Source organism: Brucella sp. GW823-FHT04E01 (assembly GCF_058796175.1).
Genome location: NZ_JBXAIK010000003.1, coordinates 552,700 through 571,344, shown reverse-complemented (window position 1 = coordinate 571,344; position 18,645 = coordinate 552,700). Strand labels below are relative to the sequence as shown.

Sequence of the window (18,645 nt, the reverse complement as noted above, 5' to 3'; positions counted from 1 at the left end):
AGGTAATAAGTCTCCGTGCTGTTTCTGCACGAAGCCGTTCAGATTGATTTTAATGAAAGCGCTTATTTGAAATCCGCTTTTGGACAAGCGGCGTACCGTCCCCCGGAGTTCCCCTGCGCTAGGCAGAACTCGAGGGTAGCTATCCCGTGATCGGATAAACCCGATGAAGTATGGATGCAAAACGGTTGTTCATATTGCTAAACTTGGTGATATTCCCGGCAATGTCAAGTGTAAGACCAACCGGGATGATATATCCCCATGGCACTTCGGCCTTTCGATGCTATAAAAGGATGTTCCTTTTATGTTCATCAGACGGTTCGTCCTCATGGCTGACACCATTGCACCTAACAGTTCGGAAAAAGGTGTATGCCGCGACTGCCTTGCGCCGCAAAAATCGCACACTGGCAGACGATGCCATGCATGCGGCAGCCCTCGCCTTCTCCGTCACAGCGAGCTTTATAAGCTCTCTCTGGCGCATGTTGATTGTGATGCGTTTTACGCCTCGGTCGAAAAACGCGACAATCCGGAACTGCGGGACAAACCGCTCATCATCGGCGGCGGAAAACGCGGCGTGGTATCGACGGCCTGCTATCTTGCCCGCATTCATGGCGTGCGATCTGCCATGCCCATGTTCAAGGCACTGGAAGCCTGTCCCGACGCCGTCGTCGTTAAGCCAAACATGGAAAAGTATGTTCGCGTTGGTCGTGAAGTGCGGCAAATGATGCGTGACCTGACGCCCCTCGTCGAACCTCTTTCCATCGATGAGGCTTTTCTGGATCTGAGCGGCACGGAACGCCTGCATAAAGCGCCACCTGCTATTGTTCTCGCCCACTTCGCCAAACGCGTAGAGGATGAAATAGGCATTTCTGCCTCGATCGGGCTATCCTATTGCAAGTTTCTGGCCAAGGTTGCATCAGATATCGAAAAGCCGCGCGGTTTTTCCGTTATCGGTGAAGCAGAAGCCCTGACGTTTCTGCGAGACCGATCCGTCAGCACGATCTGGGGAGTAGGCAAGGCTTTCGCAGCCAAACTGGAGAGTGACGGAATCAGGTCGATTGGCCAACTCCAGACGATGGAAGAAGGTGCACTTATGAAGGCGTATGGCACTATGGGGCAGCGTCTTTACCGTTTGTCACGAGGACAGGACAGCCGGAAGGTCGAGCCGGACCACGACATGAAAAGTGTTTCGGCAGAAACAACCTTCAACAATGACTTGTCGGATGCCAACGATCTCGTTCCTGTTCTTCGGGCGCTCGCCGAAAAGGTCTCGCGGCGACTGAAAGCAAGTGAAATAGCCGGGCGTACTGTCGTTTTGAAGCTGAAAACACACGACTTCAAATCGCGTACGCGCAATCGGCAGCTTTCTGATCCCACCCAGCTCGCGGACAGAATCTTCCGCCACGGATTGCAGCTTCTTGAAAAAGAACTGGATGGAACACGATTTAGATTGCTAGGGATTGGGGTTAGCGAGCTTTCTTCAAGTGATCGCGCCGATCCGCCCGATCTTGTAGACACTCAGGCGACCAAACGCGCCGTCGCCGAAAATGCCATCGACAAGTTGCGAAACAAATTTGGATTGAGTGTTGTCGAAACCGGCTATACCTTCTCCAAGGGCAATCTGGCACGCCCGCAAATGCCGCCAGATCGAGACGACCAGCATTGAAATTACAAAGCGCGAAGAAACCTTTGTAGAAATCTTCTACATTTGGCTCTAACGGCTTGACGAGACCGATCTGTATCAATATTGGAACGGGCCAAGGCGCTACCAACTGATTTGGCAACTGCCTTACGGAAGGCCTCGTGGCGGAGTGGTTACGCAGAGGACTGCAAATCCTTGCACCCCGGTTCGATTCCGGGCGAGGCCTCCAATATTTCCATATATAAAATCAATAGACTATTGAGATCAGCGTCGAATTCGACATGGCGAGCCTTGTTGCATCATGTTGGAAGTTAATTCCTATAAATTACAAATGGTGACGCAAAAATTGGGCGAACCCGTGTGACATCGAGCGCAACATACTTGGCTCTGTTTGTTGTCGTGAACAAAACAAAAGCCTCGGCAGGTGAAGTCTAAAGAAATTGCAGTCATGTTTGGTGGTATTTGTGTTCGTGTAACACGCAATAAATACGTAATTTAGACGCTTTGTAATTTCGACAGAATTGGCAAGCGCAATCCCGCTATTGCCAGATAAGAAATATTTCAAACACTTCTGAACTCTAACGGCGCAAGGACAAGACTTTGCGGCCACTATTCATATCAGCTGACTAAGAATAACGCCCGTACCAGCACTACATAGCGCAACAAGCACCAAGAACCTCGGTATCGAAAGCTGCTCGATCCATTCAATCGCTCGTATACGAGGCGCTTCTATGCCTTTCTTATCAAGCATTATCCCCTCCCACTATTTTTGTATATTTTATCATACGGTCAAAATTTGTCACCCGTCACTTTAGTTTAGAACGAGATCAGCTATTTACCGATGTGTAAGAACACCAAACACCGCGAGAAAAAATGAGAAACCATTGAAAAAAATGACGCATGTATTGTATGACTGATTTGATGCATCGGGCGGGACGTAAACTATACTTGGCAGGAGAGCCAGCTATGTCACCGAAGCTTAAAGCTGCCCTTGTGGGTGCAGTCATCGCAGTTGTTGTCGGCTTTGCCGCGTCGCAAGGACTGATCAGCCAACAGACAGCAGAAGACATAAAAACCAAGACAAATGAGGTCCTTGCAGAAGAACCTGCACCAGCACCTCAACAGCCTGCTCCCGCGCCTGCCGAAGCTTCTCAACCGCAAGAAAACGATACGCCGGCACAATAAGGCTCAAAGCGACTTCAACCCACCGCTTCCGCCGGCATTAAAAACCGGACCAACCTGTAATAAGCGACCCAGCTAGCGTCCGGTTAGAACTTTCGGGGCAAGGATTAACTGACCTTGTCCGTTGACATAATCCATATTGAAGTAAGCTCTGGCCCATTGAGAGAGCCAAGGAATGAAGCGCAACCGTTTCATCGACGAACAAATTATTGGTATTCTGAAGGAGCATGAGGCGGGCACACTGGTCTCGGAGCTTTGTCGTAATCACAGCGTCAGCGATGCCAGCATCTATAAATGGAAGGCCAAGTTCGGCGGGATGGACGTATCTGAGGCCAAGCGACTGAAGACGCTGGGGGACGAAAACACGAAGCTGAGGTGTCTCTTGGCGGAGGCGATGCTCTATAATGCAGCTTTGAAGGACCTTTTGTGACGCCCGCAGCCCAACGGAATGCTGTCGCGTATCTGATGAACCACCATCGGATGAGCGAACGGCAGACGTGTAAAGCCATCAGCGTTTGCCGGATGACGGTTCGTTACGAAAGCAGCTGTATCGACGACCATGACCTTCGCGAGCGAATGAGACTCTTCCGATTCTATCGGGAGGAGAAGTTGACAGTAAGCAAGCGTGGCGGTCGGAAGCGAGCGATAGGCACACGTACACCGATGCTGATCCCGATGGCAGCCAATGATCGTTGGTCGCTAGACTTCGTTTCGGATCAACTCACCGATGGACGCAGGTTCCGGATCCTGACTGTCGTCGATGATTGCACGAGGGAGTACCTGGTACTCGTCGGCGAGACGTCGCTTTCCGGTTTGCGCGTTGCCTGCGAGCTTGACCGGATCATTGAGGAACGCGGCAAACCCCGACTGATCGTCAGTGACAATGGCAGCGAATTCACCAGCAACGCGATCCTGCAATGGACGGCTGCGAGACGAGTTCTTGAATGAAACCTTCTTCTCGTCATTGCCCCAAGCTCGCTCAGCGCTTTCAATTTGGCGCAGCGATTACAACGGCCACCGACCACATTCTATTCTCGGCTGGCTGACACCTGCCAAGTTCGCTCAGACTATCGACCCGCGACGCGATGCGGTACTGCGCAGCCGAAATGGGTCCGCACCGCAACCCGCCGCTACCGCCCCAAATACAGCAACCCAAAACCGCTGGAGCGAACTCAAAACTGGATAAAATTTTTTTGGGGGGGGCACGGTCAGACATTTTCACCAGACTTGAATCACATCAAGTTAGCCTTCTTGATATCTCCCCAACCTTCAATAATCGCTCGGAGGAAGCGCGAACCAACGCTCCCCGCACGGGCCAATGGCAATCCAATTGATCTGCCACCCTTGACCATCAATGTTACCTAATGTTTGTAACACGCCGAATTGTTATCGGATCAACTGAACAAGCATGTGGGCGCAGACCGCGATAACAAAAACTGCGGCGAATCCGGATTCGAGACGAAAATACCAAGGCATTGCCATTCTCCAATCATGGTTAACAGACAGCTAACCAACGCACGAAAAACGATTTGGTTCAAAATGCTTCAGCAAAGAATGAATATCATCACCCGTTAAAGGACGCATCATAGCTTCATTGCTATCTATCCGCTTTGAATTGAGATGATACCGGCGAGCTCACATGGAGGGATTTTGATCATTCGCGAAGGTATGGCCGACCGTACAATGCCTGCGCTCTCAAGCGCTTAGCTACGTCGTCTCGACAAACTCGCTAAATCGTTAGCGTGCCCTTACACCGCAATCAATAGAGTGTCCAAGTAGTTCGGTCACGCACCAAAGTGCACTGCGCCAGAAACTTCGTTTTGAATGCAATGAAAAACTGAGCAACTTCATGAGATGAAGTGGCTCCCCGGGCCGGATTCGAACCAGCGACCAACCGGTTAACAGCCGGTTGCTCTACCGCTGAGCTACCGGGGAACAGGTGCTCGTCGTGTCAGCGAGGTGGCGTATAGCAAAAGGATTTCGCGTTTGCAAAGGGCTAAATCCATTTTTTTTCATCTTTTTGCATTATGGGACAAAAACCCTATATTCTCTGGGACGTTTTCCTCCTGTGAATTGTAACATATCAGCCTAAGAGATGCGCCTGTGAGTGACGAATACGCCGAAACACCCCGGAAAAAAGCCATCGTGATTCTTGGTCGGCGAATCCCAATGCCGCAATCAGTCATGATGCGGCGCATGCTTGGCGGCACGCTCGTCGTCGGCGGCTCGTTGGGGTTTCTCCCGATTCTCGGTTTCTGGATGCTTCCACTTGGGCTTATCGTGCTTTCTCACGATTCTCATCGCGTCCGTCGCTTGCGCCGCAGAAGTGAAATCCACATCTGGCGCAAATGGCTGAAACGAAGGCCGACCGACGCGTAAAGTTGTTCAGCTATTGCGTGCCTGATGTTGCTATCGCCCAGCCCCATTGCTCTATGAGGACGACACAAGAATGGGCCATCATTGCCAAGAGCGCCCCGATAGTTCTACTTGCGTAATTCGCCTGGCGTGGTCTGTCGGTGTTTTCGCAAAGCCGTTGTAAGATGGCTCTGGCTGGAAAAATTCAAATGGTGTGCGATCTCATTTATTGGCATCGATGTTTTTCTGAGGCACCGCTCAGCTTCGTCAAGCCTCAGTTCCATCAGGTACTGGTGAGGCGTCTGCCCAAAACTCTTTCGAAAGCATGTCGAAAAATGCCCAGCTGAAATTCCCAACAATGCTGCCATATCTGGAACCGAAAGAGGCTTGTGAAAGTTTTGGTTGAGATAGGCTTCTATCTGATGACGCGCTGCTTTGCTGAGTCCGACCTTATTGTCGATTGAAGCGCGCTCATTTAACAAGCTGCGCGCGACCGTGCGCATTAGAACCAACCCGAGAGCATTCAGGTAAGCTTCATCCTGCCCACCTCGCCGGCAAATTTCATCCCAGATCATATGAGATAGCGGCATGCAATCTTTGCATGAGAAACTCGCAACGTTCTTGGAGCCGTTGATTTCCCCGAATAGAGAGGCCAGAAAGGGCCCGTCCTGCAAAAGCTGCTCATCTGGCTGCATGGATATGATTTCGATGGGATTCGGCCAGTCGATTGATAAATCCGTAGAAGCCGGAATAATGAAAACAGTTCCAGCGGGGTAACTAGATTTCTCATCTTGCCGCACAGAAGAATACCATTTTAAATTGTGGACCTGTTCTCGCAGAACCATGATGGTTGTAACATCTCTGTGGTAACTCGCCACCCCGATTTGGGTAGTCGCGCACGTTAAACCGCTCTTGCTCGCTTTCGTCTGCACTTTTGTACCAGCCTCCTTCCCCGCTCTCTAACCTGTAATAATTGATTGAAATTCAATCACTAAGCTCATCCTCACCTTAATCATTCGATCTGAAAACAGAGAATAAGAACACACAGTTTGTTGCTAGACCGCGCACAGCCTCCCTGTCGTACACTTGTAAAAAATACAACCAATCAACTTCAATGTTCACAATAATACAATTTAAACGTGTAGTTGAAATTTGCAATCGGAATCTCAAGCGCTAAACATCGATTATTCTTTTGCAAATGGTTCGCAATAGCACTTGATCGTAAAACAGCGATCGGCTATGCAATTGCAACTGATTGGCAACAAGGATTTGGATATGCTGCGTCGTATTTTACGAACAACAACACTCGGCCTCGTGAGCGGAGCTCTTCTCTGGACAAGCGCAAGCGTTGCTTTTGCGGAGAAATTCAAGGCCGTGACGACATTCACTGTTATCGCCGATATTGCGCAGAATGTTGCGGGCGATGCCGCGACGGTTGAGTCAATCACGAAGCCAGGTGCCGAGATCCACAATTATCAGCCAACACCGGGAGATCTGATTAAAGCTCAGGACGCCAAGCTGGTCCTCTGGAATGGCCTTGGTCTGGAACTATGGTTCGAAAAATTCTTTTCGCGTCTCAAGGATGTTCCAAGCGCAGTTGTTTCCGATGGCGTTGATCCAATCGATATCAGCGAGGGACCTTATAGCGGCAAGCCAAATCCGCATGCCTGGATGTCACCGAATGCCGCATTGATCTATGTCGACAATATTCGGGATGCGTTTGTCAAAAATGATCCGGCGAACGCTGACATCTACAAGGCAAATGCAGAGATTTACAAAGCGAAGATTAAAGCGACGATCGATCCTATCCGGGCTGAGCTGACGGCTATTCCTGAAGACAAGCGTTGGCTCGTTTCAAGTGAAGGCGCATTCTCCTATCTGGCTCGGGACTTCGGTTTGAAAGAGCTTTATCTCTGGCCAATCAATGCAGACCAACAGGGCACTCCACAGCAGGTGCGAAAAGTGATCGATGCAGTGCGCGAAAATGGCATTACGGCTGTCTTTTCCGAAAGCACGGTTTCTCCTGCCCCAGCCAAGCAGGTCGCTCGTGAGACCGGCGCAAAATATGCCGGTGTTCTCTATGTTGATTCACTTTCGGACCCCGACGGTCCCGTGCCGACATATATTGATCTCCTGAAAGTCACCTCCAGCACGATTGCCCAAGGGCTCAAACAATGAATGCACCCATAGATCTTCATGGAGATACCTTCGCCGTGCTGGATAAAAGCGCGGTCGACGGTATCAACGTGCAAAATGCAACTGTCACGTATCGAAACGGCCATACGGCTTTACACAATGCAAGTTTTACGACCCCAACCGGAACGATTACAGCGCTTGTCGGCGTCAACGGATCCGGCAAGTCGACCCTGTTCAAAGCGATTATGGGGTTTGTCAAACTAGCCAAGGGCGAAATATCTATTCTCGGAATGCCGGTTGGGGCTGCGCTCAAGAAGAACCTAGTGGCTTACGTCCCGCAAAGTGAGGACGTCGACTGGAACTTTCCGGTTCTCGTCGAAGATGTCGTCATGATGGGTCGCTACGGCCATATGGGCATGATGCGCATCCCGCGCCGCGCCGACAAAGAAGCCGTAGAAAAAGCGCTTGATCGCGTGAATATGCTCGAATTTCGTCATCGACAGATCGGTGAGCTTTCAGGCGGGCAAAAGAAACGGGTATTTCTTGCACGAGCGCTCGCACAAGACGGGCGCGTCATTCTTCTGGATGAACCCTTCACTGGCGTAGATGTGAAGACCGAAGAAGCAATCGTCACACTTCTTCGCAGTTTGCGAGATGAGGGGCGCGTCATGCTGGTCTCGACCCACAATCTTGGCAGTGTTCCCGAATTCTGCGACCGAACCGTATTACTGAAACGAACAGTTCTCGGTTACGGGCCGACTGCGGAGGTTTTCACACAAGAGAACCTCGAAAAGACTTTCGGCGGCGTGCTGCGCCATCTTGTACTCGGCGAGACTAGCGGTGCAGGACGAGGCGCCGTCAGCGTCATAACTGACGATGAGCGCCCGTTTGTTGTTTATGAGAACGAAGACTCCGCGACCCGCAAACGGAGCCAGCAACAATGACCGTATTACTTGAGCCGTTCAGTTATAGCTACATGCTGAATGCGATGTGGGTTTCGGCGCTGGTGGGCGGGGTATGTGCCTTTCTTTCGGCTTATCTCATGCTGAAAGGTTGGTCGCTGATTGGCGACGCTCTATCCCATTCCATCGTCCCTGGCGTTGCGGGCGCTTATATGCTTGGCCTCCCCTTCTCCATCGGCGCATTTTTCTCTGGCGGTCTCGCCGCAGCAGCGATGCTCTTTCTCAACCAACGTACAAAGCTGAAGGAAGATGCGATCATCGGTCTGATCTTCTCGTCATTCTTCGGGCTTGGCCTCTTCATGATCTCGTTAAAGCCGACGGCCGTCAGCATTCAGACCATCGTTCTCGGCAATATCCTCGCCATCACACCGGAAGATACTCTACAACTGGCAATCATCGGCTTCGTTTCCCTGTCGCTGCTTCTTTTGAAGTGGAAAGATCTGATGGTAGTGTTCTTCGATGAAAACCATGCGCGTTCGATCGGTCTCAAGCCCAATCTGTTGAAGATCATGTTCTTCACATTGCTGTCGGCATCGACTGTCGCCGCGATGCAGACGGTTGGTGCCTTTCTCGTCATCTGTATGGTGGTAACGCCCGGTGCAACCGCATATCTACTGACAGACCGGTTTTCGCGACTGCTTTGGATTGCTGTTGCTATCGGCTCTGTCACAAGCTTCACAGGAGCCTATGTAAGCTATTTTCTGGACGGTGCGACGGGAGGCATCATCGTCGTTCTCCAGACGCTTGTCTTCCTCAGTGTATTTCTGCTTGCTCCAAAGCATGGGCTGCTGGCCGCACGCCGCAAAGCGGCAATCGCTCTAAGGGAGTTCCAGCAATGACCATTCTGGATATGCTGGCCTCACCGTTTCAGTTCGAGTTCATGCGCTATGCACTGGCTATTTCCGTGCTCATCGCGATACCAACAGCATTGCTGTCGTGCTTTCTGGTCCTCAAGGGCTGGTCATTGATGGGTGACGCTATCAGCCACGCGGTTCTTCCGGGTGTGGTTGTCGCCTATATTATCGGAATACCCTTCGGTATCGGAGCCTTCGTAGCGGGCATGGCCTGCGCCCTTGCAACCGGCTACCTCACCGAAAACAGCCGCATCAAGCAGGATACGGTGATGGGCATCGTATTCTCCGGCATGTTCGGTCTTGGTCTGGTTCTTTATGTTGCGATCCGCTCGACGGTGCATCTCGATCATATTCTGTTCGGCGACATGCTCGGAATAACATTGTCCGACCTCATCGAAACGGCTATTATCGCCGCACTGACCGCTGGTATTCTTGTGGTCAAATGGCGCGACTTCCTGCTGCACGCTTTCGATCCGGCGCAAGCCAGAGCCGTCGGCCTACCGGTCCGCCTGCTGCATTACGGCTTGCTTTGCCTGATTTCACTTACAATTGTCGGCGTTTTGAAGGCCGTAGGCATCATTCTGGCTATCGCCATGTTGATTGCGCCCGGTGCAATTGCGTTTCTGCTCACACGCAAATTCAGCACCATGATGCTGCTCGCCGTAACAATTGCGGTCACCGCATCCTTCTTCGGTGTCTATCTGGCTTTTTTCATCGACAGCGCGCCCGCTCCGACAATCGTTCTGCTGATGACCGCAATGTTTCTCGCCGCGTTCATCTACTCTTCCCGGAGAAATGCCAAGTTCGAAGAACGTGCAGAAGAAGTTTGACTGAACGCTCATAACAAGCTGGGTCCTGTACACTCTCCGTCGGACCTGCTTGCGTGCGACGTGGACAGCTTTGCAAAGCTGTCCACGTCTTCGTCTTTACGTCATACAGCTGTTATAAATTCTCGCTAAACAGCGCCTAGACGACGTTCCAAAATGGAACTGAAGATAGTTTTTTCAGCGCAACTTCACTTTTGCGGCTTGTCGAGGTGGCTTAAAGATGCTTCAATCCAATTTGCACGGCTGTGCAGAAAAAATAAAATCAGCCGGCGATCCTGGGGAGGAGACGCTTATGCCAGCGTTTTTGGAGGTGGCGGACGCGCGCGTTCGTTATGGCAACAATGAAGTTCTCAAAGGCGTAAATCTATCCGTCAAGAAGGGTGAGTTCGTCGCGCTTCTCGGCTCGTCTGGGTGCGGCAAGACAACCCTGCTGCGTGCGATTGCAGGCTTCAACATGCCGTCCAACGGTGCGATCCGTGTAGACGGCAGAGACGTCACCAAATCGCCCCCGGATAAACGCGGAATGGCCCTTGTCTTCCAGTCTTACGCGCTCTGGCCGCATATGACTGTCGCGCAGAACATGGGTTATGGTCTGCGTATTCGTGGCACGACGAAGGAGACCATCAAGCAGAAGGTTGATGAAGTTGCTTGCCTGCTGGGGCTGGATGCTTTGCTGGAGCGCAAACCTGCCGCCCTTTCCGGCGGACAACGCCAGCGCGTCGCCCTCGGGCGCGCCCTCGCCATTCAGCCTGACATCCTGCTTCTCGATGAGCCGCTCTCCAATCTCGATGCACGCATCAGACTATCGGTTCGCCATGAGATCAGCGCTTTGCAGCGCCGTCTCGGCATTACAGCTGTTCACGTAACGCATGATCGGGAAGAAGCCATGGTCATGGCCGACCGTATCGTCATTCTCAATAATGGCGAAATTGCTCAGGCAGGTGCTCCAGAAGAGGTTTACAACCACCCCGCCTCGGATTTCGTCGCGGCATTTATGGGCGCTGAGAATCTGATCGAAGTACCAATCCAGATCAAAGCCGACCGTATCGAGATCGCAGCAGGCGCCAACAACAAGGCGAGCACGATTTCGGCAGGACGCCGAAATCTGTCCGACGGCATGGCATCGGCTCGTTTCCGCAGCGAAGCAGCCTGTCTCACCAAGCCGGGAGTTGATCGGAACTCCCCGACGTCCGAATTAGCCCTCAACGGCACGGTGGAGCAGACCAGCTATCCCGGTGGCCTCTGGAGACACATGATCCGCGTCGGGGATCGGCACATCATGGTCGACGCACAGGAAAGCCATCAGCCCGGCGCCAATGTAGAAATCCACATACCTGAACACGCCCTGTTTCTGTTCGACAAATAGTCAGGCGCTCGCCGTCTTTTCGTCAGTGTGCTGATGATGCGTCATTGAGTTAATGGGAGACTAGAGATCAACGAAATACGCAATTCACGTTGAACTTGATCGTGCACAGCTGTGCACGTTGACCTCGACGTCTTTCCCGCACCAAAATGGGGCCCCCCGTTTCAAGATCGTTTTCACGGGCATTTTCGTGCCCGTGAATGCCACCATTCCCGATAGACGCCACTGGATGCACTGCATCTGCTTTCAATCAAAAGACCGGAAATCCCGGTTTCATACAGGAGTCCTTTTCATGAGAACTATCCTGAACGCGGCAATGGCAATTGGCCTCACCGTTGCACCCGCCACCGCCGATGAGCTTACCGTCATCACGGCAGGTGACCAGAACATGGTTGACTATATCAATCAGTATCTCGGACCGTTGTTCGAGAAGGAAAATCCCGGAACGACCGTTCGCGTTGTGGGAACAGGTCCCGGCGATGCGGGTTCGCAGAAGGTTCTCGAGCGTTTCGAAGCCCAGTCCAAGGCTGGCGTGGAAAAATGGGACACCGACGTCGCCGTCGTCCACGAGAAGTTCGTCGGACCTATGGTAACAGCGAAGTTCCTCGAAAATTATCGCGGCAAAATCGACAGCGGTAAGCTGGTGACGCGCGATAATGCGAAAATGGCGCTCGGTACGGATGTCGACGGCTACGTCATGCCGATGTTCAACAGCCAGACCGCACTTGCCTACAATCCTGCACTCGTTGCCAATCCGCCAAAGAGTTATGACGAGCTCGTCGCATGGGCCAAGGAAAACCCAAAGCAATTCGGCTATAACGGCATCAAGGGTGGCGCATCGGGCGTGAGCTTTGTTATGGGCTGGATCTATGCTTATGGTGGCGACGCAGACAAGCTGATGAAGGGTCCATTCGAAGAGGGCGAAGCGAAGAACTGGGACAAGGCGTTTGCCTCGCTAAAGGACTTTACTAAGAACGCCACCCTCACCCCAGGCAATGCAGGCACTCTCGACATGTTGAGCCGTGGCGAAATCGCGATGGGACCAGTCTGGGTCGACATGTTCTATTCGTGGAAGGCGAATGGACAGCTTCCCCCGGAAATGAAACTTGTCCTACCGGCTCCCGGCATGCCCGGTCAGCCGATGCATTATGTGATCCCGGAAAAAAGCGCGCATAAGGAACTGGCCGAAAAATTCGTGGCATTGGCGACGAGCCCGAAAGTACAGGCCGAAGGTATCGTGAAGCGCTTCAACTGGTATCCGGGCATCGATGCCGACCATGTCAAGGCAGAGCTGGACGGTGACACCTGGAACAAGCTCTTCACCGACATTTCGCCGGATGAGCTTGCTAAATACGGCAAACCCTTCCCAATCGCACCTTATAACAGCGCGATTCTGGAAGCTTATGAGCGTCAGGTCGGCAATTAAGTCCGACAATCCTGCCTTCTATCGGAGCGCTTTGACGAACTGGGTTCCATTCGGAGCGCTCCGAAATTGACGCCGGATTACGCAATCAAAGCACCACGAGTGTTTCCGGCGCGCATCCTACTTCATGAGGTTTCGAATGTCGCATCGACTGACGGGGATTCTTCTTGTCGCGCCGGCACTGGCGATCGTCCTATTGCTGTTCATCGTACCGCTTTTTGGAGCGATCACCGGAGCTTTCAATGTTTCCGGGGAATGGGGAACCGGCAATTTCACCAAAGCATTCGAACTTTATTCCAGCGACATCATCTTCACCTTTGTCATCGTTACACTGTCGTCCCTGCTGATTGCGTTATTCTCTATCGCCATCGGCGGTTACCTGACGCTTGGCTCGAACCCGCGCGCTGTCACTGTCCTGCGCTGGCTCTATCGCTGGCCGCTTTTCATCCCCTTCATTGTCGTTGGCCAGATACTCCGCACCTTCCTTGCCAAGAACGGGTTGATGAACAGCCTGCTCATCGAAACAGGGGTCCTTACCCCCTTGCAGGCAATGAGCTTTCTCGACTGGCGTGGCATCGTCATTGCATTCGTCTGGAAACAGACGCCATTTGTCACGTTGTTGCTGGCAGGTGCAATGGCATCCATCGATCGCAGCACGATTGAATCCGCTCGCAATCTTGGTGCCGGGCGGCTGCGCATTCTCATCGAGATTGTTCTGCCGCAAGTCCGCCAAACGCTGCTCGTTGGGTTGATACTGAGCTTTGTCACCATGATGTCCGTCTTGTCCGTGCCTTTGATGATCAACGCCCAATCACCAACGATGATTACGGCAAACATGGCATTCCGTATCAATGCTTATGGGGATTACGGCGTCGCAAATGCATTGGGTACGATCTCGCTCCTCATGACCAGCCTCGTCGCCTGGGTTTACCTGCGCCAGACCATGAAGGAACACGGCCAATGAGCAACATCATCGACTGGCGCTGGATACCACGTGGCATATTGCTTGGTCTGCTCGCCTTCGCGATTTTCGGGCCACTCGCCAACCTGCTTCTGTGGGCTGTAGCTGAGCGTTGGTATTTCCCACACACACTGCCGCTTCAGTATGGTTTCTCTTTCTGGACGAATGTGTTTTCGCCTCGCGGCAATGCGCTCTCGTCACTTGGCACAAGCGTTCTTATTGCAGGCCTGACAGTGATCGTTTCACTTGGCCTCGCCATTCCCGCCGGTTACGCTCTCGCACGCCTGAAACTGCCGTTTCGCGGGCTGATCCTGCTGACGCTGCTGATCCCGCAAGCTTTTCCGAACCTGCCCGTTTACGTAAACATCGCGCAGATGTTCTACTCGTTCGGCTTGAATGGCACGATCACAGGTGTCGTTCTGGTGCATGTCACTCATGGTCTGGTCTATGCCGTCTGGATCGCCACGGCAGCGTTTTCGGCAATTGATCGGGAGCTTGAAGAAGCGGCGCGCTCAATGGGCGCTTCCGCCCTCAAGACGTTCTTCGACATCACCCTGCCAATAGCCGCACCGGGTTTGCTTGCAAGCGCGATCTTTGTCTTTCTTGAATCGCTCGACGAGTTCACCGGCACTTATTTCGTTGGCGCCCCTGATATTTCCACCCTGCCCTTGCTGCTTTATACAGCGAGTTCCGGCGGCAATTATCAAATCGCGTCGATCAGCGCATTGATATTGCTGGTGCCATCAATTGCCTTCATGTTCGTGGTCGAGCGCTTCCTCAGGGCCGATGTTCTTTCAAAAGTAGGGCGATAAAATGCCGGATAAAGAAATGCAGCGAGAACAAGACGGCGCGGATAACCAGCCACGGTTCATCAGCGCGCATGAAGTCGCGCTCGAGGCAGGCGTGTCACGCTCCGCTGTGTCCCGAACCTTTACGCCTGGCGCCAGTGTTTCGCCCTCAACACGCGAGAAAGTGCTCAAAGCTGCCGAAAAACTTGGATATCAGGTCAATGACCTTGCGCGCGGTCTTCTTGCCAATCGCAGTCGTATCGTCGGAATGATTGCGGCAGACCCGGATAGTCCTTTTCGCTCCCGCCAGATTGCAGCGCTTTCCCGTCGACTTGCAGCACGTGGCAGTGTGCCGGTGTTGATCCCGACCGGCCAGCATGGAGAAAACCTCTCTGCAGCCCACGAAACGCTGTTGCGCTATCGTGCCGAAGCGACGGTAGTTCTTTCCGGCATGCCCTCGTCGTCATTTGTCGATCTTGCCCAACGAAACGGCCAGACCCTGATCCTTGTCGGGCGAACCGAAGAGGGAGCCGATCATATTCACATCAACAATCGACTAGCCGCCGAAACGGCTGTCGAAATTTTCGCGGCACGAGGCATGAAAAAGCTTGGCCTCATAACGTCGAATGTCGGTAGTCTCAATCTGATTGAACGTGAGGAAGCTTTCATCGCCAAAGGCAAAAGCCTCGGATTGAGCGTCAGTATACAGCGCGGTGACCTGACCGACTATGACGGCGGTTACGGCGCGGCCTCCTTACTCCTCGGCGAGCGAGAGCGCGTCGAAGGCGTGTTTTGCGTCAACGACCTTATGGCTTTCGGCCTGATGGACTGCGCGCGCGATGTCTTCAATCTCTCTATTCCTGACGATATTTCGGTTATCGGCTTCGATAATGTCACGGAAGCACGCTGGGGGGCCTACCGGCTGACAACATTCGATCAGAATGCTGAACGCCTCTCTGCCGAAATCATCCGTCTGCTTGACGAGAGACAGGCCGCGCCAAATGCGCTGCCTCAGACAGTTGTGCTCGAACTACCGCTCATATTGCGGAACAGCGTCAGGCCACTTAAAAACGAACGCGGCGTTCGAGGGATGCCAAATCAATGACTTTCCACTCCATCTGGTTGCGTCCTGCACGCGATGACCTCAAATTTCTGGAATCCATCGTTGCAGAACTGGCTGGCCACTTTGCTTCGCCCGTATTTGAACCACATGCGACACTTGTACCCGATATGATACGCTCGGCAGACGAACTGCTGCCGCTGGTGCTCAGCCTTGCGGTCGGTCGCAAACCTCTGGATGTTCTCATTGAGAACGTGACCGGAACCGAGGCTTATTTCCGCTCTTTCTACGCCACGCTGCAGAAAACACCTGCACTCATGGCACTGAAACAGGATTCACTGGGTATATCTGGAGAGAACGACATCTCGACTTTCCTTCCACATGTTTCGCTTGCCTATGGCGTTGCTGATCGAGCTTCGCGCGAAACAGAGATGACTCGCCTAGCAAGATCACTTGCTGGTCGCAATCTACGCTTCGACCGAATGGTGATCGTCAGTTCTTCAAGCGAGACACCAATCGATCAATGGATCGTCAAACACGAAATTTATCTTGCCGGATAGAAAAAGCCTGCCAGTCGGCAGGCTCTCTATACGTCCTCTCGGCTCTAAAGCGGACGCGGATACTGCCTGTAAACTTTTTCGATATCAGTCAGGACATCTTCCGACAGTTTGACTTGATGGGCCGCGATATCGGTCTTCAACTGATCTACAGTCGTTGCGCCTATGATGGCCGAGGTCATAAACGGGCGTGTCAATGTAAAGGCAATCGCCATCTGGGCGATGTCGAGACCGTGCTTCTTCGCAACATCGATATAGGCGCGAATTGCGGGCTCTGAGTGAACATTGTTCCGCCAGATGCCGCCTTCGGAAATGACCGCGCGCGAACCGGCGGGCAACCTGCCGCCCAGATATTTCCCGGTCAGAACGCCAGCTGCAAGCGTCGAATAAGCAAGCAGTCCAACGTCTTCGCAGAGCGCCAGCTCTGCCATGTCAAAATCGAACTGGCGCTGCAGAAGACTATATTCGTTCTGGATTGAGGCGATGCGTGGCAGACTGTGCTGCTCCGCCAACCGAAGCCACTGCATCGTTCCCCAGGCTGTCTCATTGGAAAGACCGATATGCCTGATCTTTCCGTCGCGAACCATGTCTCCGAGCCCGAGCAGAACATCATGCATCTGTTGAGTTTCTGCCGCACAATCCGTGTTGGACGGATCGAAGCTCCAGCTCTGGCCGAAATGGTAGTGTGCACGCATCGGCCAATGGACCTGATAGAGGTCAATATAGTCCGTCTGAAGCCGTTTCAGACTGTTCTCCACCGCCTCGCGAACACTGGTTCGGCTTGGCCTGGCGCCGTCTCGAATCCACTTCTGCCTACCGCCACCGGCGATCTTGCTCGCCAGTACGATCTTGTCACGTTTTCTAGATTTCTTGAGCCAACTACCAATGTAGGTCTCTGTCTTGCCATAGCTTTCCGAACTCATCGGTATGGCATATCCCTCGGCAGTATCAATAAAGTTGATACCAGCATCGAGAGCAATGTCGAGCTGCTCATGAGCATCGGACTCGGTATTCTGTACGCCCCAGGTCATGGTGCCGAGGCAAATTTCAGTGACAGTAAGGCCGGTACGGCCCAAAGGCTTCATTTTCACGAGAATTTTCCGGATCGATTGTTCGCGACTGCGCGATATGAGAATGGGACCAATTGATAGCCCCGCTCTACCGTAACTGACAAGCCTGTCACGAAAGTTTTAGATAAAACTATAGAAACCGTTCAGCCGAATAGGGTTTCGGATCGACAAACGGCTCTTCTCCCACGAGCATCTCAGCGAGCAAGCGTCCTGTCGCAGGCCCAAGCGTCAATCCATGATGAGCATGACCGAAATTGAACCATAGTCCCTTATGTTTTGGCGCTGCCCCAATCACCGGGCGCATATCCGGCAGGCACGGGCGCAATCCAAGCCATGGCGTCGTTTCGATGGGGTCTCCCAACTGAGGCACAAGCTTGCGCGCGATTTTCTCGTCCTTCCTGAGTTGTATATGGTTGGCAGGCGCATCCGGTGAAGCAAACTCTATGCCTGTCGACAGCCGCACACCTTGTACCATTGGGGCAAGAACATAGCCCGCTTCTTCATCCACCACTGTATGACCAAGCCGCGAGCCATCCTTCATGGTGAAATGAAGATGATGACCACGCTTGATGCCAAGCGGGACCGGATAGCCGAACTTTCGGAAGATGAGGCCGGATTGCGGACCAAGTGCGACCACAACATCGCGCGCACGGACGATACCCACCTCCGTCGCCACCTGCCAGCCACTCTCATTCTGTGCCAGGCTTGCAGCATCTCCGTGAACGGAGACGCCACCATTCCTGCCGAACAGATCAGCATAGGCTTTAACCAGCCCACCCGGGTTCACAACCGTCTTGGGGTCAAGCCAGTGAATGCCACCAACCACATCGCCAAGCGACGGTTCACGCTGGCGCAAGGCTGCCGCATCCAGAATATCATAAGACAGTTTGAAGCGTTGCAAATCGGGCAAACGGCGCACTGCTGCGTCGAATGCAGAAGATGACCGGAACACCTCGATCCATCCTTGCGACCGGATCAACCGTTCACTGCCCGATTGGGCCACCAAAGTATCATGCTCGCGAACACTCGCTTCAATCAAGGGCAACATAGCATTCGTGGCAGTCTTCAACCGCTCTGGCGACGATTCCCGCCAATATTGAAACAGCCAGCGAGCCATCTTCGGTATGTAAAACGGGTTGTAGCGAACGTCTGAGCGACGGTTCATCCCGTAACGCACAAGCGTCCAGAAGCCTTGCGGAAAGGAATAGGGAATAACGCTTGATCGCTCGATCAGACCGGCATTGCCGAAACTGGTGCCATTTCCGGGCTCACCTTTGTCAATCAGGCAGACAGAACGGCCCCGCGCCTGCAGATGTAGTGCCGTGGACACGCCAACAATACCGGCGCCCAGAACGATGACATCTTGTTGCTGAATCGGCATTTCCGGCATCCACAAAACCAAACAAATAAACGCGCCGATTGCAGCCGGCGCGTTGTTGCTTACAGCAAAGAGCTGTATCTTTTACAA

The 18,645-nt window shown here is 52.9% G+C and carries 16 protein-coding genes, 2 tRNA genes and 1 pseudogene; 15 read left to right on the top strand and 4 right to left on the bottom strand.

Features of this window, described 5'->3' with window-relative positions:
• Positions 1-325 precede the first annotated feature (325 nt).
• The 4 genes and pseudogenes from AC1RHM_RS13105 to AC1RHM_RS13090 all read left to right on the top strand — a co-directional run bounded on the left by AC1RHM_RS13105 (position 326) and on the right by AC1RHM_RS13090 (position 4,007).
• Positions 326-1,663, top strand: coding sequence for a DNA polymerase IV (locus AC1RHM_RS13105; protein ID WP_151576584.1), 1,338 nt, complete (start codon positions 326-328; stop codon positions 1,661-1,663).
• Positions 1,664-1,794: 131 nt separating this feature from the next.
• A tRNA-Cys gene (locus tag AC1RHM_RS13100) sits at positions 1,795-1,868 on the top strand.
• Between the two features lie 737 nt (positions 1,869-2,605).
• On the top strand, positions 2,606-2,824 hold the full coding sequence (locus AC1RHM_RS13095; RefSeq protein WP_010658880.1) for a hypothetical protein: 219 nt from the start codon (positions 2,606-2,608) through the stop codon (positions 2,822-2,824).
• A 172-nt stretch (positions 2,825-2,996) separates the two neighbouring features.
• Positions 2,997-4,007 (top strand): annotated as a pseudogene (locus AC1RHM_RS13090) (transposase).
• A 674-nt stretch (positions 4,008-4,681) separates the two neighbouring features.
• On the opposite strand, the gene AC1RHM_RS13085 reads toward AC1RHM_RS13090, so the two are convergent.
• A tRNA-Asn gene (locus AC1RHM_RS13085) sits at positions 4,682-4,756 on the bottom strand.
• A gap of 234 nt (positions 4,757-4,990) precedes the next feature.
• Here AC1RHM_RS13085 and AC1RHM_RS13080 point away from each other — a divergent pair.
• Positions 4,991-5,200: a hypothetical protein gene (locus tag AC1RHM_RS13080; RefSeq protein WP_010658883.1), complete on the top strand. Its 210-nt coding sequence runs from the start codon at positions 4,991-4,993 to the stop codon at positions 5,198-5,200.
• Between the two features lie 104 nt (positions 5,201-5,304).
• Here AC1RHM_RS13080 and AC1RHM_RS13075 read toward each other — a convergent pair whose 3' ends face one another.
• Entirely contained in the window at positions 5,305-6,108 is an 804-nt protein-coding gene (locus AC1RHM_RS13075) for an AraC family transcriptional regulator (protein WP_010658884.1), read from the bottom strand.
• 343 nt (positions 6,109-6,451) lie between these two features.
• Between AC1RHM_RS13075 and AC1RHM_RS13070 the strand changes: the two genes are divergently transcribed.
• From AC1RHM_RS13070 to AC1RHM_RS13025, 10 genes are all read left to right on the top strand, one after another.
• Positions 6,452-7,354, top strand: coding sequence for a metal ABC transporter substrate-binding protein (locus tag AC1RHM_RS13070; RefSeq protein WP_029375968.1), 903 nt, complete (start codon positions 6,452-6,454; stop codon positions 7,352-7,354).
• Positions 7,351-8,256, top strand: coding sequence for a manganese/iron ABC transporter ATP-binding protein (locus tag AC1RHM_RS13065; RefSeq protein ID WP_010658886.1), 906 nt, complete (start codon positions 7,351-7,353; stop codon positions 8,254-8,256). Before AC1RHM_RS13070 ends, AC1RHM_RS13065 begins: the two co-directional genes overlap by 4 nt.
• Positions 8,253-9,113, top strand: coding sequence for a metal ABC transporter permease (locus AC1RHM_RS13060; protein WP_010658887.1), 861 nt, complete (start codon positions 8,253-8,255; stop codon positions 9,111-9,113). Before AC1RHM_RS13065 ends, AC1RHM_RS13060 begins: the two co-directional genes overlap by 4 nt.
• Positions 9,110-9,958 (top strand): metal ABC transporter permease, encoded by an 849-nt coding sequence (locus AC1RHM_RS13055; RefSeq protein ID WP_010658888.1) that lies wholly within the window; start codon positions 9,110-9,112, stop codon positions 9,956-9,958. The genes AC1RHM_RS13060 and AC1RHM_RS13055 overlap by 4 nt, the downstream gene beginning before the upstream one ends.
• A gap of 289 nt (positions 9,959-10,247) precedes the next feature.
• Complete coding sequence (locus tag AC1RHM_RS13050; protein ID WP_010658889.1) at positions 10,248-11,321, top strand: ABC transporter ATP-binding protein; 1,074 nt, start codon at positions 10,248-10,250, stop codon at positions 11,319-11,321.
• 289 nt (positions 11,322-11,610) lie between these two features.
• Complete coding sequence (locus tag AC1RHM_RS13045; RefSeq protein WP_029375970.1) at positions 11,611-12,744, top strand: ABC transporter substrate-binding protein; 1,134 nt, start codon at positions 11,611-11,613, stop codon at positions 12,742-12,744.
• 136 nt (positions 12,745-12,880) lie between these two features.
• Positions 12,881-13,705, top strand: coding sequence for an ABC transporter permease (locus AC1RHM_RS13040; protein ID WP_010658891.1), 825 nt, complete (start codon positions 12,881-12,883; stop codon positions 13,703-13,705).
• Positions 13,702-14,514 (top strand): ABC transporter permease, encoded by an 813-nt coding sequence (locus AC1RHM_RS13035; RefSeq protein WP_010658892.1) that lies wholly within the window; start codon positions 13,702-13,704, stop codon positions 14,512-14,514. Before AC1RHM_RS13040 ends, AC1RHM_RS13035 begins: the two co-directional genes overlap by 4 nt.
• A 1-nt stretch (position 14,515) precedes the next feature.
• Positions 14,516-15,595 carry a LacI family DNA-binding transcriptional regulator gene (locus tag AC1RHM_RS13030; RefSeq protein WP_029375971.1) on the top strand — a complete coding sequence of 360 codons (1,080 nt, stop codon included), beginning with the start codon at positions 14,516-14,518 and terminating at the stop codon, positions 15,593-15,595.
• Entirely contained in the window at positions 15,592-16,110 is a 519-nt protein-coding gene (locus AC1RHM_RS13025) for a haloacid dehalogenase (RefSeq protein WP_010658894.1), read from the top strand. The genes AC1RHM_RS13030 and AC1RHM_RS13025 overlap by 4 nt, the downstream gene beginning before the upstream one ends.
• A 44-nt stretch (positions 16,111-16,154) precedes the next feature.
• Here the strand turns inward: AC1RHM_RS13025 and AC1RHM_RS13020 are convergent, their stop codons facing one another.
• Complete coding sequence (locus AC1RHM_RS13020; protein WP_010658895.1) at positions 16,155-17,192, bottom strand: aldo/keto reductase; 1,038 nt, start codon at positions 17,190-17,192, stop codon at positions 16,155-16,157.
• 115 nt (positions 17,193-17,307) lie between these two features.
• Positions 17,308-18,558, bottom strand: a complete 1,251-nt coding sequence (locus AC1RHM_RS13015) for an NAD(P)/FAD-dependent oxidoreductase (RefSeq protein ID WP_010658896.1) — start codon at positions 18,556-18,558, stop codon at positions 17,308-17,310.
• Positions 18,559-18,645 lie beyond the last annotated feature (87 nt).

Excerpts from the sequence above, each read along its gene's own strand:
- AC1RHM_RS13105 (WP_151576584.1), top strand. The coding sequence starts at position 326 with ATGGCTGACACCATTGCACCTAACAGTTCGGAAAAAGGTGTATGCCGC.
- AC1RHM_RS13095 (WP_010658880.1), top strand. The coding sequence starts at position 2,606 with ATGTCACCGAAGCTTAAAGCTGCCCTTGTGGGTGCAGTCATCGCAGTT.
- AC1RHM_RS13080 (WP_010658883.1), top strand. The coding sequence starts at position 4,991 with ATGCCGCAATCAGTCATGATGCGGCGCATGCTTGGCGGCACGCTCGTC.
- AC1RHM_RS13070 (WP_029375968.1), top strand. The coding sequence starts at position 6,452 with ATGCTGCGTCGTATTTTACGAACAACAACACTCGGCCTCGTGAGCGGA.
- AC1RHM_RS13065 (WP_010658886.1), top strand. The coding sequence starts at position 7,351 with ATGAATGCACCCATAGATCTTCATGGAGATACCTTCGCCGTGCTGGAT.
- AC1RHM_RS13060 (WP_010658887.1), top strand. The coding sequence starts at position 8,253 with ATGACCGTATTACTTGAGCCGTTCAGTTATAGCTACATGCTGAATGCG.
- AC1RHM_RS13055 (WP_010658888.1), top strand. The coding sequence starts at position 9,110 with ATGACCATTCTGGATATGCTGGCCTCACCGTTTCAGTTCGAGTTCATG.
- AC1RHM_RS13050 (WP_010658889.1), top strand. The coding sequence starts at position 10,248 with ATGCCAGCGTTTTTGGAGGTGGCGGACGCGCGCGTTCGTTATGGCAAC.
- AC1RHM_RS13045 (WP_029375970.1), top strand. The coding sequence starts at position 11,611 with ATGAGAACTATCCTGAACGCGGCAATGGCAATTGGCCTCACCGTTGCA.
- AC1RHM_RS13040 (WP_010658891.1), top strand. The coding sequence starts at position 12,881 with ATGTCGCATCGACTGACGGGGATTCTTCTTGTCGCGCCGGCACTGGCG.
- AC1RHM_RS13035 (WP_010658892.1), top strand. The coding sequence starts at position 13,702 with ATGAGCAACATCATCGACTGGCGCTGGATACCACGTGGCATATTGCTT.
- AC1RHM_RS13030 (WP_029375971.1), top strand. The coding sequence starts at position 14,516 with ATGCCGGATAAAGAAATGCAGCGAGAACAAGACGGCGCGGATAACCAG.
- AC1RHM_RS13025 (WP_010658894.1), top strand. The coding sequence starts at position 15,592 with ATGACTTTCCACTCCATCTGGTTGCGTCCTGCACGCGATGACCTCAAA.
- AC1RHM_RS13020 (WP_010658895.1), bottom strand. The coding sequence starts at position 17,192 with ATGAAGCCTTTGGGCCGTACCGGCCTTACTGTCACTGAAATTTGCCTC.
- AC1RHM_RS13015 (WP_010658896.1), bottom strand. The coding sequence starts at position 18,558 with ATGCCGATTCAGCAACAAGATGTCATCGTTCTGGGCGCCGGTATTGTT.